This is a genomic window from Noviherbaspirillum sp. FW303-A3 (assembly GCF_058788695.1).
In genome coordinates this window covers 4416731-4441569 of sequence record NZ_JBYTAZ010000001.1, presented here as the reverse complement: position 1 = coordinate 4441569, position 24839 = coordinate 4416731, and the positions used below count along the sequence as shown (strand labels likewise).

General features: G+C 61.1%; 19 protein-coding genes. 2 read left to right on the top strand and 17 right to left on the bottom strand.

Translation table 11 applies throughout. The features are described from left to right. Positions 1-39: 39 nt before the first annotated feature. The 15 genes from folC to aroC form a co-directional block, all read right to left on the bottom strand. A complete protein-coding gene (gene folC, locus AC3WOY_RS21285) occupies positions 40-1344 on the bottom strand; it encodes a bifunctional tetrahydrofolate synthase/dihydrofolate synthase (RefSeq protein WP_492427397.1) in 1305 nt (434 codons plus the stop codon). Positions 1345-1423: 79 nt separating this feature from the next. Continuing rightward, positions 1424-2296: an acetyl-CoA carboxylase, carboxyltransferase subunit beta gene (gene accD / locus AC3WOY_RS21280; RefSeq protein ID WP_492427395.1), complete on the bottom strand. Its 873-nt coding sequence runs from the start codon at positions 2294-2296 to the stop codon at positions 1424-1426. A gap of 94 nt (positions 2297-2390) precedes the next feature. Next, entirely contained in the window at positions 2391-3188 is a 798-nt protein-coding gene (trpA, locus tag AC3WOY_RS21275; protein ID WP_492427393.1) for a tryptophan synthase subunit alpha, read from the bottom strand. 125 nt (positions 3189-3313) lie between these two features. Continuing rightward, positions 3314-4582 carry a tryptophan synthase subunit beta gene (gene trpB / locus AC3WOY_RS21270; RefSeq protein WP_492427391.1) on the bottom strand — a complete coding sequence of 423 codons (1269 nt, stop codon included), beginning with the start codon at positions 4580-4582 and terminating at the stop codon, positions 3314-3316. Between the two features lie 15 nt (positions 4583-4597). Further along, entirely contained in the window at positions 4598-5269 is a 672-nt protein-coding gene (locus tag AC3WOY_RS21265; protein WP_492429378.1) for a phosphoribosylanthranilate isomerase, read from the bottom strand. 29 nt (positions 5270-5298) lie between these two features. Continuing rightward, a complete protein-coding gene (truA, locus tag AC3WOY_RS21260) occupies positions 5299-6120 on the bottom strand; it encodes a tRNA pseudouridine(38-40) synthase TruA (RefSeq protein WP_492427389.1) in 822 nt (273 codons plus the stop codon). A gap of 59 nt (positions 6121-6179) precedes the next feature. Continuing rightward, the gene (locus AC3WOY_RS21255) at positions 6180-9137 is read right to left on the bottom strand and encodes a motility hub landmark protein FimV (protein WP_492427387.1); all 2958 of its coding nucleotides are present in this window, start codon (positions 9135-9137) and stop codon (positions 6180-6182) included. Between the two features lie 326 nt (positions 9138-9463). Next, positions 9464-10570: an aspartate-semialdehyde dehydrogenase gene (asd, locus tag AC3WOY_RS21250; RefSeq protein WP_492427385.1), complete on the bottom strand. Its 1107-nt coding sequence runs from the start codon at positions 10568-10570 to the stop codon at positions 9464-9466. A 40-nt stretch (positions 10571-10610) separates the two neighbouring features. Beyond that, on the bottom strand, positions 10611-11684 hold the full coding sequence (leuB, locus tag AC3WOY_RS21245; protein ID WP_492427383.1) for a 3-isopropylmalate dehydrogenase: 1074 nt from the start codon (positions 11682-11684) through the stop codon (positions 10611-10613). Positions 11685-11709: 25 nt separating this feature from the next. Beyond that, positions 11710-12357, bottom strand: a complete 648-nt coding sequence (leuD, locus tag AC3WOY_RS21240) for a 3-isopropylmalate dehydratase small subunit (protein WP_492427381.1) — start codon at positions 12355-12357, stop codon at positions 11710-11712. Positions 12358-12403: 46 nt separating this feature from the next. Continuing rightward, positions 12404-12526: an entericidin A/B family lipoprotein gene (locus tag AC3WOY_RS21235; RefSeq protein WP_088705887.1), complete on the bottom strand. Its 123-nt coding sequence runs from the start codon at positions 12524-12526 to the stop codon at positions 12404-12406. A 23-nt stretch (positions 12527-12549) separates the two neighbouring features. After that, complete coding sequence (leuC, locus tag AC3WOY_RS21230) at positions 12550-13953, bottom strand: 3-isopropylmalate dehydratase large subunit (protein WP_492427379.1); 1404 nt, start codon at positions 13951-13953, stop codon at positions 12550-12552. 156 nt (positions 13954-14109) lie between these two features. Next, on the bottom strand, positions 14110-14943 hold the full coding sequence (locus AC3WOY_RS21225) for a M48 family metallopeptidase (protein ID WP_492427377.1): 834 nt from the start codon (positions 14941-14943) through the stop codon (positions 14110-14112). Then, positions 14940-16115 (bottom strand): MFS transporter, encoded by a 1176-nt coding sequence (locus AC3WOY_RS21220; protein WP_492427375.1) that lies wholly within the window; start codon positions 16113-16115, stop codon positions 14940-14942. The genes AC3WOY_RS21225 and AC3WOY_RS21220 overlap by 4 nt, the downstream gene beginning before the upstream one ends. A gap of 107 nt (positions 16116-16222) precedes the next feature. After that, positions 16223-17323, bottom strand: coding sequence for a chorismate synthase (gene aroC / locus AC3WOY_RS21215; protein WP_492427373.1), 1101 nt, complete (start codon positions 17321-17323; stop codon positions 16223-16225). 371 nt (positions 17324-17694) lie between these two features. Here aroC and AC3WOY_RS21210 point away from each other — a divergent pair, with 371 nt between their 5' ends. Both AC3WOY_RS21210 and AC3WOY_RS21205 read left to right on the top strand, forming a co-directional pair. Then, positions 17695-19929 carry a two-component system response regulator gene (locus AC3WOY_RS21210; RefSeq protein ID WP_492427371.1) on the top strand — a complete coding sequence of 745 codons (2235 nt, stop codon included), beginning with the start codon at positions 17695-17697 and terminating at the stop codon, positions 19927-19929. Between the two features lie 48 nt (positions 19930-19977). Then, the gene (locus AC3WOY_RS21205) at positions 19978-23250 is read left to right on the top strand and encodes a PAS domain S-box protein (RefSeq protein WP_492427369.1); all 3273 of its coding nucleotides are present in this window, start codon (positions 19978-19980) and stop codon (positions 23248-23250) included. On the opposite strand, the gene AC3WOY_RS21200 is transcribed toward AC3WOY_RS21205, so the two are convergent. Together AC3WOY_RS21200 and AC3WOY_RS21195 are read right to left on the bottom strand one after the other, a co-directional pair. Further along, positions 23247-24242 carry an NAD(P)/FAD-dependent oxidoreductase gene (locus tag AC3WOY_RS21200; RefSeq protein ID WP_492427367.1) on the bottom strand — a complete coding sequence of 332 codons (996 nt, stop codon included), beginning with the start codon at positions 24240-24242 and terminating at the stop codon, positions 23247-23249. The genes AC3WOY_RS21205 and AC3WOY_RS21200 overlap by 4 nt on opposite strands. 113 nt (positions 24243-24355) lie before the next feature. After that, on the bottom strand, positions 24356-24802 hold the full coding sequence (locus tag AC3WOY_RS21195; protein WP_492427364.1) for a CBS domain-containing protein: 447 nt from the start codon (positions 24800-24802) through the stop codon (positions 24356-24358). Positions 24803-24839: the final 37 nt, after the last annotated feature.

Here is a 24839-nt window from a genome sequence, read left to right as displayed (position 1 = left end):
AGTGAAGTCGGAAACCGTCTTGAAAAAACAGCATGCCAATCAGGACAGTTTCCCGGATCTTTTCGCATCCATCACGCCTGCAACGGTGAGAAACGACCCGAAAACCGCAATTCTATCATTCTCCCCTGCCCTGCTTCTTGCATTCGCGAATGCCGCGGCAGGGGAATCGAAGGTCTCAATGGTCTTTTCCGAGCCGGGTGTGGCACTCGGCGCGATACCCGCATCGAGCAGCGCCTGTTTCAACTGCGCCCCCGTCGCCGCACGCGGCAGCGGCAGGTCGGTAAGGCACCAATGGTCGACGATGTCCTTCAGGTGATTGACGACGCCGGCGATGTCCTTGTCCTGCATGGCGCCGAACACGGCGTAGGTGTAGGGATGGAAGCCCATGTTGTTCAGGTTCTGTGCCAGGGTCGCCGCCGCGTGCGGATTGTGCGCGACGTCGAGGATCACGGACGGACGTCCCGGCAACACCTGGAAACGCCCCGGCAACTCGACCATGACCAATCCATTGCGCACTTCCTGTGCGCCTACCGGCAGGCGGTCGCGCAACGCTTCCAGTGCGGCCAGCGCAGCGGAAGCGTTCAGCAGCTGGTTGGCGCCCCGCAAGCTCGGGTAACCAAGCGAATTGCGCCGTTGCCCGCGCCCGCCGTAATTCCACTGCTGCTTGTCGCCGGAGTAGTTGTAATCGTGTCCGAACAGCCAGAGATCCGCGCCGATCGCCTGGGCATGGTCAATGAGCGATTTCGGCGGCACCGGATCGCCGCAGATCGCTGCTTTTCCCGGACGGAAAATGCCTGCCTTCTCGAAGCCGATCTCTTCCCGCGTATTGCCGAGGTATTCGGTGTGGTCGATATCGATGCTGGTCACGATCGAGACATCGGCATCAACGATGTTGACCGCGTCCAGCCGCCCGCCGAGGCCGACTTCCAGGATGACGGCATCAAGCCCGGCCTGTGCAAACAGGCGCAGGATGGCCAGCGTCGTGAATTCGAAGTACGTCAGCGAAACATCGCCGCGCTGCGCTTCCACCGCCGCGAATTGCTCGACCAGCGCCGCGTCGCTTGCCGGTTCGCCCTGCACGCGCGCGCGCTCGTTGAAATCGAGCAGGTGCGGCGAGGTGTACAGGCCGACGCGGTAACCGGCGTGCATCAGGATCGACTCCAGCATGGCGCAGGTCGAACCCTTGCCGTTCGTGCCGCCGACAATGATCACCGGGCAATCGAAATGAATGCCCAGCCTGTCCTTCACCTGCCGGACGCGGTCCAGGCCCATGTCGATGGCCTTGGGATGCATCGTCTCGAGGAGGGAGAGCCATTCGGCCAGTGTCGAGGGAATGTTTTGCATGGCTGGAGGTGTGATGGACGCCTGAAAAATGAAAAGCCCGGACCTGCTTCAGTCCGGGCTTGCCGCTTGCATGAGGTTTTTAGGCCAGGACTTCTGCGGGCTGGTTCTGCAGCAGTGCCAGCAGGCGCGCAATCTCCTCGCGCATCTTGCGGCGGTCGACGATCATGTCGATCGCGCCCTTCTGCACCAGGAACTCGGAACGCTGGAAGCCTTCCGGCAGTTTTTCGCGCACCGTGTTCTCGATCACGCGCGGGCCGGCAAAGCCGATCAGTGCCTTCGGTTCGGCAATCACGACGTCGCCCATGAAGGCGAAAGAGGCAGACACGCCACCCATGGTCGGATCGGTCAGCACGGAGATGAACGGCAGCTTCTTCTCGGAGAGCTTGGTCAGCATGGAAGTCGTCTTGGCCATCTGCATCAGCGACAGCAAGCCTTCCTGCATACGCGCACCACCGGTGGCGGTAATGCAGATGAAGGGCACCTTCTGCTCCAGCGCAGCCTGTGCGCCGCGCACGAAGCGCTCACCGACAACAGACCCCATGGAACCGCCCATGAACTCGAACTCGAAACAGGACACGACAACCGGCAGCGACATGATGGAGCCGCCCATCACGACCAGCGCATCGGTCTCGCCGGTGCCTTCCATGGCATCCTTCAGGCGATCCGGGTACTTCTTGCTGTCCTTGAACTTGAGCGAATCGACCGGCAGTGCTTCCTGGCCGATCTCATAGCGGCCGCCGGCATCGAGCAGCGCATCGAGGCGCTCGCGGGCGCGGATGCGCATGTGATGGTCGCACTTCGGGCAGACGTGGATGTTCGATTCGAGGTCGGTACGGTACAGCACTGCCTCGCACGACGGGCACTTGACCCAGAGTCCTTCCGGCACGGATTTCCGGTTGGCGGGATCGGAACGCTGGATACGCGGGGGAAGCAGCTTTTCAAGCCAACTCATGAAGACCTCATCTCAAATTTTCGGGTTGCGGCATTGTACCGCCGGCCTTGCTGCGCGCCAATACAAGGATTGGATGACAAAATGATATCCCAACTCACTCGTCCAGCGCCTTGCGGATGCCCGAAATGAAGATTTGCACTGCCTGGACTGCATTTTCCCGGGGCGTATTCTCCAGTTCCTGGATGATGCGGCTGCCGATGACGACGGCGTCGGAGACAGATGCAATCGCTTTCGCCGTTGCGCCGTCGCGGATGCCGAAGCCGACACCTACCGGAACGCGAACGCTTTTCTTGATTTCCGGCATCTTTTTCGCCACACCTTCCAGATCGAGATGGCCGGAACCCGTGACACCCTTGAGGGAAACGTAATACACGTACCCACTTGCAATCTTGCCAACCTGCTCGATCCGTTCGGCAGTCGATGTCGGCGCGAGCAGGAAAATCGGATCCAGTCCCTTTTCCTTCATGGCGGCCGCGAATTCCTCGCACTCTTCTGGCGGATAATCCACTACCAGCACACCGTCGACACCCGCCTGCTTTGCCGCATCAATGAATTTGGCAGCGCCCATATGCTCGATCGGGTTTGCATACCCCATCAGCACGACCGGCGTCGCCTGGTTCGTTTCGCGGAATTCCCTGACGAATTGCAGCACATGCCGCATGCCGACGCCATTCGCCAAGGCACGTTCGGACGCGCGCTGGATAACCGGTCCGTCAGCCATTGGATCAGAGAAAGGCACGCCGAGTTCGATGATGTCGGCGCCCCCGGCAACCAGCGCGTGCATCAGGGGAACCGTCAGCTCCGGCGCGGGGTCGCCTGCGGTAATGAAGGGAATGAGGCCTTTGCGGCCTTTTTCGGCCAGTGACGACAGGGTGGATTGAATTCTGGACATGATGCGGTTCGCATTGTTGCCGCCCGGTGGAACATGCCGCGACCAGTGGAGTCATGTGACTTCGCTGGATCCCGGCATCCGTCCGGTCGACGATTGTTATGGGATCGGGGTCTGGTACTGCCGCTTCAGAATTTTTTCTTCATGCGCTCGGCAACAGTATGCATGTCCTTGTCGCCGCGGCCGGAAAGATTCGCGAGGATGATCTTGTCCTTCGGCAGCGTCGCCGCGAACTTGGCCGCGTAGGCCAGCGCATGGCTCGATTCCAGTGCCGGGATGATCCCTTCGATGCGGCAGCAGTTGTGGAATGCCTCGATCGCCTCGTCATCCGTGACCGACACATACTTCGCGCGTCCGGCATCCTTCAGGTATGCGTGCTCGGGACCGACGCCCGGGTAATCGAGGCCAGCCGACACGGAGTGCGTTTCGATGATCTGGCCATCCTCGTTCTGCAGCAGGTAAGTGCGGTTACCGTGCAAGACACCCGGCGAACCGGCGATCAGGGAGGCGGAATGGCGGCCTGTTTCCAGCCCTTCACCCGCAGCCTCGACGCCAACGAGCTGCACGCCCTTGTGGTCGATGTACGGATAAAAGATGCCCATCGCATTCGAGCCGCCGCCGATGCAAGCGACAACGTAATCGGGCTGGCGTCCTGTCATTTCGGGCATCTGTTCCAGGCACTCCTTGCCGATGACCGACTGGAAGTCGCGCACCATCATCGGGTACGGGTGAGGCCCCGCGACCGTGCCGATGATGTAAAAGGTGTTCTCGACGTTGGTGACCCAGTCGCGCATGGCTTCATTGAGCGCATCCTTGAGCGTCTTGGAACCGGATTCGACCGGCACCACTTTCGCGCCGAGCAGTTCCATCCGATACACGTTCTGCACCTGGCGCTTGACGTCTTCCGCGCCCATGTAGACCACGCATTCGAGGCCGAAGCGCGCGCAAATGGTAGCCGTCGCCACGCCGTGCTGGCCGGCGCCGGTTTCGGCGATCACGCGCGGCTTGCCCATGCGCTTGGCGAGCAATGCCTGGCCGATCACGTTGTTGATCTTGTGCGCGCCGGTGTGATTGAGGTCTTCGCGCTTGAAGTAGATTTGCGCGCCGCCCTGCATCTCGGACCACCGCTTGGCATGGTAGATCGGGCTGGGACGGCCGACGAAGTGCTTCAGTTCGCGGTTGAATTCATCAAGGAAGTCCGGATCGGTGCGGAAGTGGGCATAGCCCTTCTTCAGCTCGTCCAGCGCATAGGTCAGCGTTTCAGAAACGAAACTACCACCGTACTGGCCGAAATGGCCGCGTGCATCGGGGAGATTGTATTCGGCCGTCTGGTACAGGGCCGTGGTCGGCGTTGCCTGGCGCTCGGCGAAGTTCTCAAGCGCATTCAGTTCTTTCATGGTGATTCTCTCTCTTCAATTGCCTGGGGAAGCATCCGCCTTGCGCACTGCTGCGATGAAATCGCGAATCTTGGCGGGATCCTTGATGCCCTTGGACTGTTCGACGCCGCTGCTGATATCGACGGCGTAGGGGCGCACCTGAAGCACTGCCTCAGTGGCGTTTTGCACGCTCAAGCCACCACTCAAAACGACCCGAGGCGCGAGCTCTTTTGGAATGAGAGACCAATCGAAAACCTTTCCACCGCCGCCATAGCCCTCGACAAAGGCGTCGAGCAGCAATCCTGCGAACAACCGGCTGGCAGCGCGATACTGTTGGTCGTATTTTAGCAAATCCCCGGCAGTCATTTCCGGCCCCATCCGCACTGCCCGGACGAAGGTGCGGTTCACCGCCGCGGCGATCGCCACACACTGTTCCAGGGTTTCATCCCCGTGGAATTGCAGAAGGGAAATTGGCACCTGGCTGACGACAGCCTGGACGTCCTCTTTCGTCGCATTGACAAAAAGCCCCACCGTCGTCACGAACGGCGGCAAACCGGCGACAAGCTGCGCGGCGGCCGAAGGGGATATATACCGGGGACTTTTCTCATAAAACACCAGCCCCACGGCATCCGCGCCCTCGGCCACGGCTGCCTGGAGGTCTTCACGGCGCGTCAGGCCGCAAATCTTGATGCGTGTACGTGCAGTCATTTCTTGTTCATCCGTCATACAGACAGGTTTCAGGCTCCGAACCAAGGCATGCCCGGGCCAGTTTCCTGCGGGAGTTGCCATTTGGGATCGTACGCGATTTTGGCAAGATACAAGCCGTCGGGCATGAATGTCGGCGCAGCAAGGCTCCGGTCACGGCTGGCGAGGATTTCCGCCAGCCAGTCAGGCTGTTGATTGCCATTACCCACGACAATCAGTGAACCGACAATGTTGCGGACCATGTGATGCAGGAAGGCGCTGGCCGTCAAGGTAACGACAATCAGGTCGCCGCGTCGTTCGATGCGAATGTCCTGCATCGTCTTGACCGGCGACTTGGCCTGGCATTCCGCTGCCCGAAAGGCAGAAAAGTCATGCGTACCCAGCAAATGTGCAGCCGCCGCTCGCATGGGCTCGACCTGCAAAGGCCGGAATACCCATCCAGCCTTGCCCGACAGCAGCGGCGAGCGGACCGGATGGTTGTAGAGCACGTAGTGATAGGTACGAGAAGTCGCGCCAAAGCGCGCATGAAATTCGTCCTGACCATTGCGCGATGTCTCGCATGCCCAGCGTACCGCAATGGATGGCGGCAGGAAGGCATTCACCCCACGCACCCAGGAAAACATCTCGCGGTCGAGCCCGGTGTCGAAATGCACAACCTGTTCAAGCGCATGCACGCCAGCATCCGTACGGCCGGCGCATGTCGTCGCCACATCGACCAGCGCAAAGCGTTTGAGTGCGGCTTCCAGCGTATCCTGGACGGTCCCGCCGGACGGCTGGGTCTGCCAGCCGCGCCACGACGCTCCGTCATACTGCACTCCGAGCACTATCCGCTTCACATCAACCTCAATCTGCATGGCTAAAGAAAAACGGGCGCAAGCATCACGCTGCGCCCGTCAAAAGAAAATGCGACGAATTACGCCAGTTCGAGCAACAAGGCTTTCGCGCGTTCGCTCTGTTCCGGGGTTCCCCCCTTCAGGACTTCGTCCAGCAGCTCGCGGGCACCTTCCTTGTCGCCGATTTCCTGATAGGCAATCGCGAGATCCAGCTTGGTCGCCATCTCCGCGCTGTTGGCGTCAGGATCGTCCGTCAGCATCTGGGTATTCATCGAGTCGAAGTCGAGGTCCGGAAGCTCCATCGACGCAAGCGATTCTACGGGGGCCGGCGCGGCCGGTTCGCTCTCGATTGCACCGAACTCGGCGACAGGTTCCAGCGCAGCTTCATCCACTGCGGGGATTGCGGTCGGAGCGGTCTCTTGAGGATTCAACTCCAGGCTGATGTCCGAGAGATCGAAATCCAGGGGATCCGCTGCCGGTGTTTCTGCCTTCGGCTCTTCAACCGGCAGGGACAAATCGGCGATATCCGGGATAGCGGCATCCGCCTGCGGCGCCATCGCATCAAGCGAAATATCTTCTACCAACGGTGCCGGTGCAGACGATTCGGCCGGTTGCTCGTCGCCAAGCGAAAACTCCAGATCGTCGATCGGCGGAATCGAAGCGCTCGGCTCCGCCGTCGCTTCCGGCAAGGACTCAGGCGTTGCCGTCATGTCCAGCATATTATCGACCTCGGGTTCTGCCGGCTTGACAGGCTCGTCCAGGAAATTGAAGTCGATGGAAGTCAGGTCAGCCGGAGGTTCTGCCGGCGCAGGGCGCGGAATCGTATTGGGTGGCGCGAGGTCTTGCATGCCGTCGAGATCAAAGTCGAGGTCATTCGACGTGACCTTGTGCTCAGGCTCGGGCTCGGCTTCCGGTACTGACTCATTCGCAGTCTCGGCTGTCAGTTCAGTGTTGTTGAAATACGACGCGTCGGCATCCAATCCGTTGATGGTTTCCAGCTGCGAAGTGTCGGACTGCGTCGAAGACAGCAGGGTCGCGAGACCTTGCTCGTCCAGAGGTTGCGTCGGTGCGATCAACGGCACGTCGGCATCGTCTTTCTTTCCGCCGGCATACAACGGGTTGTTCGGGTCGATTGCAGCGCCCATCGATGCTGCCTGTGCCCAGTCGTCGCCCTCACCCTTTGTAAGGCCGTACAGTTCTGTCGCCAGCACCTCGAACGCGCGCAGGTCCTTGCGATTGGAGTAGATCTCAAGCAGCTTCACGCGCACGGCGTGGCGGTCGGGCTGGGTGCGCAGTGCTTCTTTCAGGATTTCTTCCGCCTGTGCATCGCGGCCGTAAGCGATGTAAACGTCGGCCTCGGCGACCGGATCCACTTCGTTGGTATCGAGCTGGCTGGCGGACGGCGCGAAGCTCGAGTTGAACACGCTATTGTTGGTGTCCACGCTCTGGCCGCCGGTCGAGCCGAACAGCGAATTCGCCTTCAGGCTGGAATCGGTAATGATGCTGTCTTCGAACTGCTTGCTCTGCTTCTGGCGGCGTGCACGCAAGACGCCAAGTGCGCCAAGCGCCACCAGCAACGCACCGATGCCAGGCAACACCATTGGATTGCCGAGGAGTTCGTCGATGAAGCTGGGCTCTTGTGGTGCTGGAGCCGGAGGCGGCGGTGTCACGGCCTTCGGTTTTTCCGGCGCAGGCGCGGCGGCAACCGGAGGAGGTGCAGGCTGGGCCTCTGCCTTGCTCTCTGCCGGCTTTGCTTCCACCGGCTTCGTTTCCACGGGTTTTTCTGCCTTTGTTTCGACAGGTTTTTGCTCTGCCGCCGCAGGGGTTGCCGGCTTCTCTACTGCCGCCTTCGCTGTCGCGGCCGTTGCATCAGCCTGCTTCTGCTGGTCTGCGAGCGCCTTGTTCTTCACTTCAAGGAGCTTCTGCAGCTCCGTGACGTTCTTCTCAAGTTCCTTGACGCGGGAGTTCGCTTCGGCGATCGCCTTGTCGCGTGCGATCTTGTCTTCCTGCGTAGCTGGTCCGACCTTGTCGGCGGCTCCCGATTGGGCGGACTGCGCATTCGACAGTTTCAGCTTGTCCTTGGATTCCGACGCAGGAGTCGGCTTCTCTTCGACCTTCGCGGTAATCTTGCCGCCGGCGGTCTGCTTCGACTCGGCGGACTTCTGTGGCGCGGCAGAGGCGACCTGCCCGGCAAGCTTGTTGCGATAGTTGTTGAAGTCGGCGGACTGTGCGACCACAATGCCGCGCGCCTCGGCAGCGCCGATCGAACGCGCCTTGTCCGCGTCCGGCACGGCAAGGATCTGCCCCGCCTTGAGGCGGTTCATGTTATTGCCGGCGAAGGCATCGGGATTCGATTGGTACAAGGCGACCAGCATCTGGTCCAGGGACACGCCGCTCGGTTTCACCTGGTTCGCGATACGCGCCAGGGTGTCCCCATTGCGCACACGGTATTCGCCTTGCGACGGGTCGGTAGCGGTTTCGGCAGGAGCAGGTGCAGAACGCGCTGCGCGGGGCGCGGGTTCGGCGCGCTGCACCCTGGCCGGCGACGAGGCGCGCGGCGCAGGCGCCGGTTCCGCTTGTGCGATACGCGGCTGAGCGGCAGGTGCGGCTTCCGGTACAGGTGTCGGCGCCACTTGCGCGGATTGCGTCGTGCGCAAATCGGCGGGGTCCAGCAGGAATGTGTATTCGCGCACCAGGCGGCCATTCGGACCGCTCAGTTCGAGGAGCATGTCCACGAACGGTTCATTCAGCGGCTGCGCAGAAGACAGGCGAATGAACTGGCGATCACCCCGCTGCTCCACCACGAAGCGCAGTGTCATCAATGCCGGGTGAAATTCGATGTTCGCCTGGCGGTAAGCTTCCGCCGATGCCAGTTTCGCGGTGAGTGCCCCCACTTCATCCTTCGAAACGGCTGTCAGCTCGATCTCGGCCCGCAACGGCTGCCCCAGGGACGACAGGACTGTCAGCTTCCCGAGTCCTGCGGCATACGCATTCGAAAACACCAGCGCGGAGGCGACGGCTGCGCTTAAGGTCTTCAAATTGAACAAGCCGGAAGTTGGGCGTTTATTTGAATGCATATTGGATGGCATAAGAGGGCATTCCGTTCGCGAATCTGGCGCGGGCACAATCACGGCGCCAATTTAACATTGATCGGGGGAACTTTCACCATATCATCATGGACTTAGGCGCGCAAGTGTAACCAAGTTACTAAGTACTGTACAACCGGCGCGGCTGCGGCACCCTTGGCGTTGTCGAAATGGCTGTTGTGGATTGGCAACGAAACTGGGGCCTGTCAGTCCTTGGTTCAGTGAACCACGGCGACAGGCCCCAGCAATTTGCAACAACTATATAACTATAGATAAGGTCAGTTATCCAGCACGATGCGCAGCATGCGGCGCAGCGGTTCAGCCGCGCCCCACAGCAGCTGGTCGCCGATCACGAACGCGGACAGGTACTCCGGCCCCATGTTCAGCTTGCGCACGCGGCCAACGCCGACCTGCAGACCACCCGTGATGGACGCAGGGGTCAGTTCCTTTTCGGTGATGGAGCGATCGTTCGGCACCCACTTCACCCACTGGTTGCCCGAGCGGATGATCTCTTCGACCTGCGCCAGCGGCACATCCTTTTTCAGCTTCACGGTCAGGGCGAGACTGTGGCAGCGCATCGCGCCGATGCGCACGCACAGGCCGTCGACAGGAATCGTGTTCTTGTTGCCCAGGATCTTGTTGACCTCGGCCTGGCCCTTCCACTCTTCCTTGGACTGGCCGTTGTCGAGCTGCTTGTCGATCCAGGGGATCAGGCCGCCGGCCAGCGGTGCCGGGAAGTACTCGGTCGGCACGTCGTTGCGGATGGTCTGCGCAACCTTGCGGTCGATGTCGAGGATGGCGGACGACGGGGTCGCCAGTTCATCGGCGACAGCGGCGTGGATGACGCCCATGCCCTTCAGCAGTTCGCGCATGTGGTTGGCGCCGCCACCCGACGCAGCCTGGTAGGTCATGGAGCTGACCCATTCGACCAAGCCTTCGCGGAACAGGCCGTTCATGCCCATCAGCATGATGGAGTTCGTGCAGTTGCCGCCGATGTAGTTCTTCACGCCGCGGCCAAGGGCGTCCTTGATCACGTGCAGGTTGACCGGATCCAGGATGATCACGGCATCATCGGCCATGCGCAGCGTGGATGCCGCATCGATCCAGTAACCGTTCCAGCCCGCTGCGCGCAGCTTCGGGAAAATCTCGGTGGTGTAGTCGCCGCCCTGGCAGGTAATGATGATCTCGCACTTCTTGAGCTCATCAATATTGTTGGCATCTTTCAGCGCGGTTTCGTTTTTCGCCATTGCCGGGGCTTTGCCGCCTGCATTGGAAGTCGAAAAGAACACCGGCTCGATGTGATCGAAATCGCCCTCTTCCTGCATGCGCTGCATCAGGACCGAGCCCACCATACCACGCCAACCTACCAGACCGACTAACTTCACGATTTTCTCCCTCAAGTGCACTACATAACAAAAACTTTTCCTACGAGGCCAGCGCCTTCACGACAGCGTCGCCCATTTCCTTCGTCCCGACCTTGGTCGTGCCGTCTTCATAGATGTCCGGCGTGCGCAGCCCCTGCGCGAGTACCTTCTTGACCGCATTTTCGATACGGTCCGCCTGCTCCGCCTTGTTCAGCGAGTAGCGCAGCATCATCGCGGCCGACAGGATGGTCGCCAGGGGATTGGCGATTCCCTTGCCTGCGATGTCGGGAGCCGAACCGTGCGAGGGTTCGTACAGGCCCTTGTTGTTGGCGTCCAGCGATGCCGACGGCAGCATGCCGATGGAGCCGGTCAGCATCGCGGCTGCATCGGACAGGATGTCGCCGAACATATTGCCGGTGACGATCACGTCAAACTTTTTCGGCGCGCGGACCAGTTGCATCGCAGCGTTGTCCACGTACATGTGGTCGAGCGCGACGTCCTGGTATTCCTTGTGCACGTCGGTGACGATGTCCTTCCAGAACTGGAAGGTCTCGAGCACGTTGGCCTTGTCCACGCTGGTCAGGCGCTTGTTGCGCTTGCGCGCGGCCTGGAATGCGACGTGGGCGATGCGGCGAATTTCGGATTCCGCGTAGCGCATCGTGTCAAAACCTTCACGCTCGCCCTTGAACGGGCCGTCCGGGCATTCGCGCACGCCGCGCGGCTGGCCGAAGTAGATGTCGCCGGTCAGTTCGCGGATGATCAGGATGTCCAGGCCGGAAACAACCTCGGGTTTGAGCGTCGATGCGCCTGCCAGTTCCGGATAAAGAATGGCCGGACGCAAATTTGCGAACAGGTTCAGGTTCTTGCGCAGGCCGAGGATGGCCTGTTCGGGACGCAGCGGACGGTCGAGCTTGTCGTATTTCCAATCGCCGACGGAACCGAACAGGACGGCGTCCGCCTCCTTGGCCAGCTTCAGCGTGCCTTCCGGCAGCGGGTGGCCGTGCGCCTCGTAACCGGCGCCGCCGACCGGCGCGGTTTCCATTTCAAACTTTTCGTCGAGCGCGTTCAGTACCCGGACAGCCTGGTCAATGATTTCGGGGCCGATGCCGTCGCCCGGCAGGATTGCGATTTTCATCTTGTTCCGTCTGCTATCTGTTTTGTTAAATCGTGTTGGCCAGCCAGGGCTGCGAGACGAGATGGCGCTCTTCGAAGGCGCGGATCTTGTCGGCGTGGCGCAGGGTCAGGCCGATGTCGTCGAGGCCATTCAGCAGGCAGTACTTGCGGAATGCGTCGACGTCGAAGGCGTAGCTCGCGCTGCCATTGGTCGTGCTGACAAGCTGCTTTTCGAGGTCGATCACCAGCTTGTAACCCGGGAAAGCCTTCACTTCGTTGAACAACTGGTCCACCTGCGTTTCGGACAGGACGATCGGCAGCACGCCGTTCTTGAAGCAGTTGTTGAAGAAGATGTCGGCAAAGCTTGGCGCAATGACGGCACGGAAGCCGTACTGCTGCAGCGCCCACGGCGCATGCTCGCGGGACGAACCGCAGCCGAAGTTCTTGCGGGTCAGCAGGATCGACGCGCCCTGGTAGCGCGGCTGGTTCAGCACGAAATCCGGGTTGAGCGGACGCGTCGAGTTGTCCATGCCGGGTTCGCCATGGTCGAGGTAGCGCCATTCGTCGAACAGGTTCGGGCCGAAGCCGGAACGCTTGATCGACTTCAGAAACTGCTTCGGGATGATGGCATCGGTATCGACGTTCGCGCGATCCAGCGGTGCAACCAAGCCTTCGTGTACGGTGAATTTATCCATGGTCCTGATCTCTGTCGCCACCCGCTCGCGGGCGGCAGTCCTTCATTTATTTCTTTGCGGCGTTCTCGACGACTTCGCCTGCCTTCTTCACATCCTTGCCGATGCCCTGGACAGTGTTGCAGCCGGCAAGCACGAGGGCGGCGATGACAAGTGCGAACAGTTTTTTCATTTTTATGTCCTCCCTGAAAACCGTCAGCGCAGTGCGCGTACGTCAACGAAATGGCCCTGGATACCAGCCGCAGCGGCCATGGCCGGAGAAACCAGGTGAGTGCGTCCGCCCTGCCCCTGGCGACCTTCGAAATTGCGGTTCGAGGTCGAGGCACAGCGCTCACCCGGATCGAGGCGGTCGGCGTTCATTGCCAGGCACATCGAGCAGCCCGGCTCGCGCCATTCGAAACCGGCATCCTTGAAAATCTTGTCGAGGCCTTCGCGCTCGGCCTGCTCTTTCACGAGGCCGGAGCCGGGCACCACCATCGCCAGCTTGACGTTGGAAGCGCGGAACTTGCCGCGAACGACAGCAGCGGCAGCACGCAAGTCTTCGATGCGCGAGTTGGTGCAGGAGCCGATGAAGACCTTGTCGATGCGGATGTCGGAGATCGCAGTGTTCGGCTTGAGGTCCATGTAGACCAGCGCCTTTTCCATCGCGTCGCGCTTGACGGCATCCTTTTCCTTGTCCGGATCGGGGACGCGGTCGTCGATGGCCACTACCATCTCCGGCGAGGTGCCCCAGGTCACCTGCGGCTTGATCTCGGCGGCGTTGAGCGTGACGACCATGTCGAACTTCGCGCCCTGGTCGGAATGCAGGGTCTTCCAGTACTCGACCGCGCGATCCCAGTGGGGGCCGACGGGCGCGAACGGACGGCCCTTGATGTAGTTGATCGTGGTGTCGTCCACGGCGACCATGCCGGCGCGCGCACCGGCTTCGATCGCCATGTTGCAGATGGTCATGCGGCCTTCCATCGACAGCGAACGGATGCTGGAACCGGCAAATTCGATCGCGTAGCCGGTGCCGCCCGCCGTGCCGATCTTGCCGATCACGGCCAGCACGATGTCCTTGGCGGTGACGCCGAACGGCAGCGCGCCATCGACCTGCACCAGCATGGACTTGGATTTCTTGGCCAGCAGCGTCTGCGTGGCGAGCACGTGCTCGACTTCCGAGGTGCCGATGCCGTGTGCCAGTGCGCCGAACGCGCCGTGAGTGGAGGTATGCGAATCGCCGCAGACGACCGTCATGCCCGGCAGCGTTGCACCCTGCTCCGGCCCGATTACGTGGACGATGCCCTGGCGCTTGTCGCGCATGCTGAAATAGGTCAGTCCGTATTCCTTGGCATTCGCGTCCAGCGTTTCGACCTGCAGGCGGGATACGGGATCCGCAATGCCGTTGGCGCGGTCGGTCGTCGGCACGTTGTGGTCGGCCACCGCCAGGTTGGCGGAAATGCGCCACGGCTTGCGGCCGGCGAGTTTCAGGCCTTCGAATGCCTGCGGGCTGGTGACTTCGTGCACCAGGTGGCGGTCGATGTAGAGGACGGTAGTGCCGTCTTCTTCGGTGTGGACAACGTGGGATTCCCAGAGTTTGTCGTAGAGCGTTTGAGCCATGTGTCGAAAGCGAGCAAAGAGCCGCGCAAAACGGTGAAAATAGTTCTCGATTATGCCATAGTTGTGCGCCGCAAAACCGGGCTGCGGGCCGCGCCGGCACAATGAAAAACGCCCGCGGCCGAGGCTCGCGGGCGTTTCGGGTTGATTGTTTTGCAATCAGCGGTGTTTCCTGGACTGCTCGTAGAGGGGCATCACGCGCTGCGAGTAGGCGGTCAGGTCGGCCAGGCGGTCCGACTGCGACGGATGTGTGGACAGGAATTTGATGGGTTCGCCACCGCCCAGTTGTCCCATTTTCTGCCACAAGGTCACCGCGGCACGGGGGTCGTATCCGGCGCGGGCGGCCAGCTCAATGCCGACGCGGTCCGCCTCGGTCTCATGACGGCGGGAGTTCGGCAGCCCCAGCAGCCCCATGTAGGCAAACTCGGCCGACTTCTGTCCCAGTTCGCCGAGGCCCATCAGGGCGGCTCCCACCGAAATCACCGTACCTGCCACGGCCTGTTCGGATGCCCGTTCGCGCGCATGCTCGCGCAATGCGTGCGCTATTTCGTGCCCCATTACCGCAGCCAATTCGTCGTCGGTGATCTGGAGCTTCTCGATCAGACCTGTGTACACCGCCATTTTTCCGCCCGGCATGCACCACGCGTTCACTTCGGGAGAGGAGAGGACGTTCACCTCCCAGGCCCAGGCACGGGCGTCCGGACGGAATACCGTTGTTTGGGGCACGATACGGTTGGCGACTGCCCGTACCCGTTCGACCTGGGACGGATTGCGGTTGAGCGTGCCCTTTTGCCGCTCCTGCGCCATCAAGGCAGTGTATTGCTCGCGCGCCGCCTGTTCGAGCGCTTCGGCCGGCACGGCCATGCGCTGCTCGCGGCTGACGCCAACCGCGCCGCTTTGCGTGGTCTGCACCGTTTGGCAGGACACCAGCGCCAGCAATCCTGCAGCAGCGAGCATCTGCCGCAGGAACATCTTCTTGACGATCGTTTTCATTTTCTCTCCTCATGATGATGCGGTTGCCAGCGGTAGGACAGGAGCGCCGCTCCCGCGCCGCCAAGGGAAAACAGGGCCGCTACCAGATAGACCGATTGGGAACCGAATGTATCCCAGCACCCTCCCAGGACCAGTCCGCCCACGGTGCCGCCTAGCCCATAGGAAATACTGGTAAAAAGCGCCTGACCGCGCGCTTGCAAGCGGCCGGAGAACCATCGCTGCAGCGTGGCGACAGACGCCGAATGATGCACGCCGAAGGTCGCGGCATGGAGCACCTGTGCCACCAGCAGCACGATCAGGGATTGTGCACCCAATCCGATCATGATGAATCGAGCTACCGCAATCAACAGGCTGGCGATCATCAGCTTTTGCACGCCGAAGCGCTTGAAGATCGGCGCCTGGTAGAAAAAGAAGACGATTTCCACCACCACGCCGAGCGACCACATCAGGCCGATCACGGTATTGCTGTACCCGATCTGTGCCAGATAGAGCGAGTAGAACACGTAGAGCGACGCATGCGCCGCGATCATCAGGAAGGTGGACGCAAAAAAGGCTGCCACCTCGCGCCGCCTCAGGAGTGCCAGCACCGACGGCACGGGCTGGTGCAGGTCGCCGTGCGGCGTTTCCACCATGCGCATGCTCGATACAAGCACCAGCACGAGGAGCGCCAGGGCGATCCACGGCATGAACCGGATACCGAACCAGTCAAGCAGCGGGCCCGCGATGGTCACCGTCATGATGAAGCCGACCGAGCCCCACAGGCGCAGCCGCCCGTAATGCGTGAGGTCGCCGCGCATTTCGGACAGCATCAGGGCTTCGGACAAGGGCCCCTGGGCGCTGGTGAACAGGTTGATGGCGACCATGACAAGGAAGAATTGCGCGAAGGTCTGGCCAAAGAACATGCCGATGAACATGGCTGCAGCAGCGATTGCCGTGATCCGGAGGACGGTGACGCGCTGCTGGTGGCGGTCGGCCACCCAGCCCCACAGGTTGGGGCCGAAGATGCGCATGACCTGCATGAGGGACATGAGCACGCCGATCTGCGCCGCCGTCATGCCCCTGTCGGAAAAATAAAGGCTGGCGTAGGGCGAAAACACGCCGACGTAGCCATAGTACGCAAAGAAAAACAGCGCGAAGCTGAACGACTGCTTGGGCCAGGGCGAGGACTGCACGGGATTTATTGGAGGGTGCAGGCGGATCGGCCGATCTGTCCGCCGCCCGCCTGGTCAGCGCCGGACACCCCGGCGGCAATATCTGCCGTCCGGGCCTGGAGCGCAGTTTACTTGACGCGCGCGGCGATCTTCGGCGTCGTTACCGCAACATCACCGCATTGCGCGCGGTGGCGCAGCGCGTGGTCCATCAGCACGAGCGCCAGCATGGCCTCGGCGATAGGCGTAGCGCGGATGCCGACGCAAGGGTCATGGCGTCCGAAGGTTTCGACATTGATGGGATTGCCTGCCTTGTCGATCGAGCGGCGCGGCGTCCGGATGCTCGACGTCGGCTTGATGGCAATGGACACGGTAATGTCCTGTCCGGTCGAAATGCCGCCCAGCACACCGCCGGCGTTATTCGTGACGAATCCGTCGGGGGTAATCTCGTCGCCGTGTTCCGTGCCCTTCTGCGCGATTGACTTGAATCCGGCGCCAATTTCCACACCCTTGACCGCATTGATGCCCATCATGGCATAGGCAATATCAGCGTCGAGCTTGTCATAGATGGGTTCGCCCAGGCCGACAGGAACGTTTTCTGCCACCACGTCGATGCGGGCGCCGCAGGAATCACCATCCTTGCGCAACTGGTCCATGTACTCCTCAAGCTGGGGAAGGACGGTCGTGTTCGCAGCGAAAAACGGGTTGTCGGGCACGTGTTCCCAGGATTCGAACGGGATTGCGATTTCACCGAGCTGGCTCATGCAGCCCTTGAAGGTCGTACCGTATTGCTCCTTGAGCCATTTCCTGGCGATTGCCGCCGCGCCGACCACCGGGGCGGTCAGGCGCGCGGACGACCGGCCGCCGCCGCGCGGATCGCGGATGCCGTACTTGTGCCAGTAGGTGTAGTCGGCGTGGCCGGGCCGGAAGGTGTCGACGATATTGCCGTAATCCTTGCTGCGCTGGTCTTCGTTGCGGATCAGGAGTGCAATTGGTGTTCCCGTGGTCTTGCCTTCGAAAACACCGGACAGGATTTCCACCGTATCCGACTCCTGGCGCTGCGTGACGTGGCGCGACGTTCCCGGCTTGCGGCGGTCCAGTTCAGGCTGGATGTCGGATTCGGACAACACCATGCCGGGCGGGCAGCCGTCAATCACGCAACCGATTGCCGGTCCATGTGATTCGCCAAAGGTGGTGACGGTGAAAAGCGTGCCAAAAGTGTTGCCGGACATGATGAAGTGGAGATGGTCGGGAAAGCTTCGATTTTAACGTATCGCCCGGCCAAAACGATGGAAACAAGATACAAACCGGCAACTTCGGCTTCAGCAAAGCCGCGAATGCCGCAAAGCGAGATCCGATTGAAGGCATGAAGATTGCGTCGAAGGAAAATATGGTGCAACATCCAAGAACAGTTACTCGGTTGCAAGAAGTGTTTCGAGGATTTTTGCGGGGACTAGCAGCAGCTGCGCGATAAGCGCGCCTTGTGGAATTACTTAACAGACAACAACAATGCTGACGGCCTGCCGCCGCCACCTGCCGTATTGCCGCCGATGGAATATATATACTTTTTCCAGAAAAGAACCAGCGTACCCTGGAGAGGAAAATGAGCCGATCGCCTGCGTCAGCCGACGACGATCTGGTATTCATGGATGAGGTCGTACCGCCATCCGATACTTCCGAAGCGAATGAAGCAAAGGGGGTCTGGCGCGTCATGATCGTCGACGACGACACGGACGTGCATTCCGCCACCACGTTTGCACTCAACAATCTGGAAATGCAGCACCGGCCGCTCGAGTTCGTCCATGCATATTCGGCGTCCGAAGCGCGCGAACTCCTGGCCCGGGAAGACGATATTGCTGTCATTCTCCTCGACGTAGTGATGGAACAGGAAGATTCCGGCCTGCAACTGGTTCGCCATATCCGGGAAGTGTTAAAGCTCACCGAAGTGCGTATCATCCTTCGCACCGGTCAGCCCGGCTATGCGCCCGAAATCGACGCCATCCGCGACTTCGACATCAACGACTACAAGACGAAGTCCGAACTGACTCGCATCAAGCTCTATACGACGGTCACGTCCGCCATCCGCTCTTACGAGCAAATCCGCGCGATCAATGCGAGCCGGCGGGGCCTGGACCGCATCGTTCGTGCGAGCACGGAACTGATGGCGCTGCACGGCCTGGATAATTTCTCCGCCGGCGTCATTGCCCAGGTGGCCAAGCTGCTGGACCAGGAATCCAGCGGACTGCTCTGCGTGCAGGAGCACGCAAACGAGCACGAACTCACCGTCATCACTGCCAGCGGCCCGCACGTCAAGCTGGTCGATAATGCTTCAGGAATACGCGACGGACGCATTGCCGGCCTGCTGCAGCGCACCCTGGAGCAGCGCACCAATATCTACGGCAGGGATTTTGCGACGCTCTACTTCGGCGGCAACGCCAATCGGGACTTTGTCGCCTACATCGACACCGACGCCCCGCTCAATGAAATCGATCAGCGCCTGCTTGAAGTCTTCAGCCGCAATATCGCTGTCGGCCTCGACAATGTCCTGCTCGTCACGCGCCTGCATAATTTTGCCTTCTACGATACGCTGACCAAGCTGCCCAACCGGACGCGCCTCAGGGAGCTGCTGGACGAAGCACTCGGCATGCCGTTGCGCAACGACGTAATTCTCGCGCTGGTGGATATCGACCATTTTTCCGAAACCAACGACGCCCTCGGCCACCAGTTCGGTGACCTGCTCCTGCTGGGCGTTGCCGCGCGCCTGCAGGCGCAGCTCGGCAACCAGCTCACGATTGCACGGGTCGGCGGCGACACCTTCGGCGTGCTCGGCAATGCGTCGCTGGTCAATCCTGCGGTCTTGCTGGACCTTTTCGACGAAGCCTTCAGCATCGACGGCCAGGAAGTACAGCTGTCCGCGACGGCCGGGCTGGTCCGCCTGGCGGATTACGAAGGCGGCGGCGCCGACGCGCTCAAGGATGCGGACATTGCGCTCAAGCGCGCGAAACTGCTCCAGCGCGCGGGCCACTTCTATTTCTCACGCAGCATGGGCGTGGATATCCGCGAGCGGGTGCGCCTCATGCACGCCTTGCGCAACGCGTACGAAGAAAAGGAACTGTTCGTCGTCTACCAGCCGCAAATCGACTTGCAGACCCGCAGACCGGTCGGCGCCGAGGCGCTGCTTCGCTGGCGTACGAAGGACGGGACGTTCATTCCGCCCGACCGCTTCATCCCCATTGCCGAGTACTCCGGCCTGATCATCGACATTGGCGAGCGCGTCATGCGCGAGGCATGCAGGGAACTGATGTGCCTGCACAGCCAGGGCTACACGCAGTTCACGATGTCGATCAACGTCTCGCAGGTCCAGTTCCGCCATCCGCGCTTCCTCGACACGTTGCGCAGCGTGCTCGCGGAGACCGGCGCTCCCCCTTCGCGCATCGAACTCGAGATCACAGAATCGATCGCCATGGAAGAACCGGATGCGCTCATCCAGTTGCTCGGACAGATCAGGCAGACCGGCGTCAGCATTGCCATTGATGACTTCGGCACCGGATTTTCCTCACTCAGCTACCTGCAGCGCCTGCAAGCCGACCGGCTCAAGATCGACCGCAGCTTCGTCACTGAAATCACCAGTTCCTCGCGCGGAAGCAGCATTGCGGAAATGGTGATCCAGCTTGGCCGCAACCTCGGCCTGTCGGTAGTCGCCGAAGGTGTGGAAGACGAGCGCCAGGCCAGCATCCTTGCCACATTGGGATGCCCGCTGGCCCAGGGCTATCTGTTCGCACGGCCGATGACTGTCGACCAGCTTGCGACCTGGCTCAAGGACAATGGGGCGAGATAACGCCTTGCCCGGTCAACGCGCCAAAGCGGGTCCAATGATGGATAACGCATGAAATTCAGCAGACGAACCCTCACACTGCGGCGCGCCATCGTGCTCGTCGTGGTGGTGGGTTTGCTTGCGCCGGCATCGCTGATCAGCGGTTACTCGTGGTTCAAGCAGTATCGCGACGACATCAAGCGCCAGACCGAAGAGCTGCTGGAACAGAATGCCGACATCCTCTCCAACGGCATGCAGGAACCGCTGTGGAACATCAACCAGGAAAGCGGCAACGCGCTCCTCGAAGCCGTGATGTCCCGCAAGGAAGACATCATCCTCATCGAAGTCCGCGACAATGCGCTCGGTGTCTTTGTGTCCGGGGAACGGCCTGAACGGCGCATCGGCTTCACCGCCATGACCGAGAGGCCGGTGGTCTACCGGGGAAGCACCATCGGCTCGGTCAAGATCGAGGTCGGCAGCACACGCCTGCGCCGGATCATGATGGACGACCTCCTGGGCTCCATGACGGCCGTGCTGGCACAGGCGACGCTGTCGATCGCGCTCATCCTGGTCCTGCTCGAACACCGCCTCGTGCGCCCGCTGCGGCGGCTGGGGTCGGGCGCGGAACGGCTCGCGAACCGGCAGCTCGATGTACCCTTCACCTGGCAACGGCTGGACGAAATCGGCATGCTGAGCCGCCGGATGGAAGATACGCGCATCAGCCTGCGCAAGCTCTTCGAGGAACTGGACCACAAGAACCGCGAACTGGAACAGGACATCGACAAGCGCAAGCGCGTCGAGCAGGAACTGTACGAACGCGAGGAGCGTTTCCGGGCGCTCGTCGAGCAAAGCCCGATCGCGATCATCGAATGGGACATCAAGCTGCAGGTCATCGAATGGAATGCCGCTGCCGAGCGTATTTTCGGCTATCCGCGCGAACAGGCACTGGGCAGGCACGCCAGCTTCATCATTCCCCATGCGGGCCGGGAGGCGGTCAATGCCATGTTCAACCGCCTCACCGCGGGCAAGAGCGACAGCCGCAACGTCAGCCAGAACCGGCGTGCCGACGGACAGATCATCACCTGCCAGTGGAGCCATACCTACATCGCCGACAACACTGGCAAGTCCGACCGCCTGCTGTCCATCGCCGAGGACATCACCGAGAAGCGTCGTGCAGAGGAGGCGCTGAGTTTTTCAGAAGCGAAGTTTGCCGGCGCGTTCCAGGGCAACCCCGATTCGATCTCCATCACGCGGATGAGCGACGGCGTGCTCGTCGATGTGAACCAGACCTTCGAAGAGCTCACCGGCTACCGTCGAGAAGAGTCGGTCGGCAAGACCGCGGTCGAACTCCATATCTGGGTGCATCCCACCCAGCGCTGGACCCTGCTCCAGCAACTGGGCAACAACAAGATGGCGCGCAACTTCGAATGGGACATGCGTACGAAGTTCGGCAACTTGCGCAAATGCGTATCGAACGCGACGATCTTCACCGCCAACGGTGAACGCTACATGCTGGCGGTCATCCGCGACGTGACGGACCAGCGCCTGCTCGAAGAACGAAAGGTTGAAGCGGACCGCGCGCTCCTGCGCCTCGCGCAAGGAACGCGCGATATTGCGGGCGAATCGTTCTTCGAACTACTGGTGGCCGACCTGGCCTCGGCATTGCGCACCGATTGCGCCTTCATCGGCCTGCGCATCGACAATGCGCAGAACAGGCTGCGCTCCGTGGCAGCCCACGTACGCGGACATACCGTCGACAACTTCGAATACGACAGCATCGGCACGCCGTGCGAGCGTACGCTGGAAGGGGAAATTTCTGTCATCCCCACCGGCATCCGCACCCTGTTTTCCAATGACGTCGCGCCTGGAGAGCACGACTGGGAAAGCTACGCCGGCGCCCCTTTGCGAGATGCGGCCGGCAACACGATCGGCGTACTTGCCGTGATGCATACCGAGGCACTCGGCAATCCCGACCTGGTCAAGTCGCTGCTGCAAGTATTCAGCGAACGCGCGTCTGCCGAACTCGAGCGCAAACGCGCGGAAGAGGAACTGCGCAACAGCGAACAACGCTTCTCGACCATCTTCCAGTCATCGCCGATCGCCATGTTCGTGACGCAGGTGCGCGGCAACTACATCATCAAGGATGTGAATCGCGCATTCGAGCATCTCTTCCTGCGCGACAGGCACTTCGTGATCGGCAAGAACACAGTGGAACTGGGACTGTACTGCGACATCAATGACCGTTCAGCCCTGATCGATGAGCTCAAGCGATCCGGCTCCACCGAGGACCATCGCGAAGTATGGATGGTTCGCGGCGACGGCAGCAAAGTGCTGGTCCAGTTTTCCGGACACACCTTCACGCTGGCCGGAGAACGTTTCGGCATCCTTGCCTGCGCCGACGTTACGGACAAGCGCCGCATCGAGAACGAGATCCGCGAACTGAATGCGACGCTGGAACAGCGCGTGGTCGAACGCACTGAAGAATTACAGCAGGCAAACGAAGAATTGGCTTACACGCTAGAGACCCTGAACAAGGCGCAGGAAGAACTGGTGCGCAGCGAAAAACTCGCTGCCCTGGGCTCGCTGGTCGCCGGTATCGCGCACGAACTGAACACGCCGATCGGCAACAGCCTGATGGTGGCAAGCACCCTCGTCGACCAGACGCGCGCCCTCGCCCAGAACTACCAGGGTAATACGCTCAAGCGCACCATGCTCGAAGGCTACATCGGCGATGCGGGCAAGGCTGGCGACATCCTGGTCCACAACCTGCAGCGCGCAGCCAACCTCGTGACGGGTTTCAAGCAGGTCGCGGTAGACCAGACAAGCTCGCAGCGGCGCAAGTTCTCGGTTGCGGAAGTCGTCTCCGAGATCATGCTGACGCTTTGGCCGACGCTGAAAAAGACCTCCTTCATCGTCAAGCAGAACATCCCGGACACCCTGCTCATGGACAGCTATCCGGGGCCGCTTGGACAGGTCATCACCAACCTCATCAACAACGCGCTGCTGCACGGCTTCGAGGGCCGCCAGTCAGGCACCGTATCGATCGAGGCATCCGAAACAGCGGACGGCTGGCTGGAACTGACGGTAAAGGACGATGGCGTGGGCATCCCGTCGGCCAACCTGAACCGGATCTTCGATCCGTTCTTCACGACCAAGTTGGGTGCCGGCGGTTCCGGCCTGGGCCTCAACATCACGCACAACATCGTGTCCGGCATTCTTGGCGGCCGCATCCGGGTGCAGAGCGAAGTGGGCGTGGGAAGCACCTTCATCCTCAACCTGCCGCTGGTAGCTCCACAGCGGCAGATCGAAGAGGATTCGATACGGTCGCAGTCGACTGTTATCTAGATTTTCCTAGCCAGCGCACTTCCGCTCAGATAGGCGTTTTCCACCCGTCCACTACCGTCCAGGCCGGCAGCGAACCAGTCTCCGCATACGCCTATGCGCGCCTTGCCGTCCCACAGGCATTCTCCCGGCAAGGTGCTCAGCGCCTGCGCATAGCGCCAGCGGTGCACATCAGCATAGACCGGCTGCACATGCGTGCCGGTCGCTTCGTGGAAGGCCTTCAACAGCTTTTCCTTGACCCGTTCGGGATCGTCGGCAAGATGCTCCATGCTCCAGGCGGGCGACGCATGGCCGATCCAGTGCTCGCCGGGACGGCGCTGCGGCTTCGAAGCGTCGCGTGCGATCCATTTCAGGCGAGAACCTTCCACCCATGCGCCGTCGTAATCAAGGTCGAGCGATTGCTCGAAACCCAGGATCAGCGCCCAGCACGGTTCGAGGTGTTCCTGCCCCACCTGCCCGGCAAGGGGAGAAACAGGCTGCAACAAGCGCGCGGCAATGTCCGCAGGCAGCGCAAGGATAACGGCGTCGAAGGGACCTGCCGTGGCAGCAATGGGGACCGTATCGCACTGCACAGACAGCAGCCAGCCATCGTCCTGACGTTCAAGGCCGGTGACGGATTGCTCGCAGCGCACGTCAAGGTTTTCGGCAAGGTGCGTGCCCAGCGCGCCCATGCCAGGGACGGCTACCATGCGCTGTTTCGCATTCGATCGGCCGGCTGCCAGGGCCACGCCCTTATCCAGCTTCACCAGCTTGCCATCCCATGGCGCCGCCCATCCTGCCTTGCGCCAGGCGGACACTTCCTTGCGAAAACGGTCGCTGGTCGCGGTGAAATACTGCGCGCCGTGGTCGAAGCCGCCCAGCTCCGTCTGCCGTGTCCCCATGCGGCCGCCGACGTCGGCATTCCGCTCGTAGACGATAACGTGGTGTCCCTGCTGTTGCAGTTGGCGGGCGCAGGTCAGGCCGGCCATTCCCGCGCCGATGACGGCGATATGCATGGAAAGGTCCTTTCTCGTTGTGATGGTGTGAGGTCAAGCGAACGACGGGCGAAAAAAAAGCCGCTCATGGATGCAATCCGATGAACGGCTCCTTGTTGCCATTGCGGCGACGTTTATTCGTCGCCTTCCGACGGCCAGTCGCGGATATAGGCTTTGAGCATCTTGTTCTCGAAGCTTTGCGCTTCGAACACGGCTTTTGCCACGTCGTAGAAGGAAATGACGCCGTACAGGGTCTTGGCGCTCACGACCGGCACATAACGCGCGTGCCGCTCGAGCATCAGCCTGCGCACTTCATTGACTTCGGTGTCAGGCGTGATCGTAATCGGATGGTCATCCATGTGCTTGCGCACGGTGTCGGCGCCGACCGTGCCCTTGTTCTTGTACAGGGTCTTCATCACTTCGCGGAAGGTCAGCATGCCGACCAGTTCGCCGAATTCCATGACCACCAGCGAGCCGATGTCCTTCTCTGCCATCGTCTCGACGGCCTCCTGCAAAGGCGTGTCCGGTGTAATGGTGTAGAGGATGTCGCCCTTTACTTTCAGGATTTCTGATACTTTCATAGCGTCGTCCCAGGTGGAAAGTTGTTGTTATTCCCTT

Excerpts from the sequence above, each read along its gene's own strand:
- AC3WOY_RS21195 (WP_492427364.1), bottom strand. The coding sequence starts at position 24,802 with ATGAAAGTATCAGAAATCCTGAAAGTAAAGGGCGACATCCTCTACACC.
- AC3WOY_RS21200 (WP_492427367.1), bottom strand. The coding sequence starts at position 24,242 with ATGCATATCGCCGTCATCGGCGCGGGAATGGCCGGCCTGACCTGCGCC.
- AC3WOY_RS21235 (WP_088705887.1), bottom strand. The coding sequence starts at position 12,526 with ATGAAAAAACTGTTCGCACTTGTCATCGCCGCCCTCGTGCTTGCCGGC.
- folC (WP_492427397.1), bottom strand. The coding sequence starts at position 1,344 with ATGCAAAACATTCCCTCGACACTGGCCGAATGGCTCTCCCTCCTCGAG.
- leuC (WP_492427379.1), bottom strand. The coding sequence starts at position 13,953 with ATGGCTCAAACGCTCTACGACAAACTCTGGGAATCCCACGTTGTCCAC.
- leuB (WP_492427383.1), bottom strand. The coding sequence starts at position 11,684 with ATGAAAATCGCAATCCTGCCGGGCGACGGCATCGGCCCCGAAATCATT.
- truA (WP_492427389.1), bottom strand. The coding sequence starts at position 6,120 with ATGCAGATTGAGGTTGATGTGAAGCGGATAGTGCTCGGAGTGCAGTAT.
- aroC (WP_492427373.1), bottom strand. The coding sequence starts at position 17,323 with ATGTCCGGCAACACTTTTGGCACGCTTTTCACCGTCACCACCTTTGGC.
- AC3WOY_RS21210 (WP_492427371.1), top strand. The coding sequence starts at position 17,695 with ATGAGCCGATCGCCTGCGTCAGCCGACGACGATCTGGTATTCATGGAT.
- trpA (WP_492427393.1), bottom strand. The coding sequence starts at position 3,188 with ATGTCCAGAATTCAATCCACCCTGTCGTCACTGGCCGAAAAAGGCCGC.
- accD (WP_492427395.1), bottom strand. The coding sequence starts at position 2,296 with ATGAGTTGGCTTGAAAAGCTGCTTCCCCCGCGTATCCAGCGTTCCGAT.
- trpB (WP_492427391.1), bottom strand. The coding sequence starts at position 4,582 with ATGAAAGAACTGAATGCGCTTGAGAACTTCGCCGAGCGCCAGGCAACG.
- AC3WOY_RS21225 (WP_492427377.1), bottom strand. The coding sequence starts at position 14,943 with ATGAAAACGATCGTCAAGAAGATGTTCCTGCGGCAGATGCTCGCTGCT.
- AC3WOY_RS21205 (WP_492427369.1), top strand. The coding sequence starts at position 19,978 with ATGAAATTCAGCAGACGAACCCTCACACTGCGGCGCGCCATCGTGCTC.
- AC3WOY_RS21265 (WP_492429378.1), bottom strand. The coding sequence starts at position 5,269 with ATGACTGCACGTACACGCATCAAGATTTGCGGCCTGACGCGCCGTGAA.
- leuD (WP_492427381.1), bottom strand. The coding sequence starts at position 12,357 with ATGGATAAATTCACCGTACACGAAGGCTTGGTTGCACCGCTGGATCGC.